This window comes from Deinococcus alpinitundrae, from assembly GCF_009982895.1.
GTDB lineage: Bacteria > Deinococcota > Deinococci > Deinococcales > Deinococcaceae > Deinococcus > Deinococcus alpinitundrae.
Genome location: NZ_WXZL01000356.1, coordinates 1 through 256, shown reverse-complemented (window position 1 = coordinate 256; position 256 = coordinate 1). Strand labels below are relative to the sequence as shown.

1 protein-coding gene is annotated in these 256 nt (G+C 45.7%); it reads left to right on the top strand.

All coding sequences use genetic code 11. From position 1 onward, the window contains the following. Positions 1-201 (top strand): hypothetical protein (locus GUI70_RS24890; protein WP_237725162.1); only part of this gene is annotated, 201 nt, incomplete at its 5' end. Positions 202-256: the final 55 nt, after the last annotated feature.

Genomic DNA, 256 nt, shown 5'->3' with positions numbered 1-256 from the left:
ATCGCATCGATTATCGCCTTCGTCTCAGGCTCCAAAAGCCAAGATCGACCGGGACTGGGTGGGTTGATTGCATTCGATGTATCCTACGCCATCATCTCTTGCCTGGTCGCACTCTTCTTTGGATTACACACAAGAAACATGAAACCAGCCAAAGCCGAAGGAGTACCCTTCATTTTCCTCGACGCATCATCTTCCGCTTAGAAGAGTACTTGAATAAAAGTAACATCAGTTCAGACATGTTGGTTTATTGTTGCAA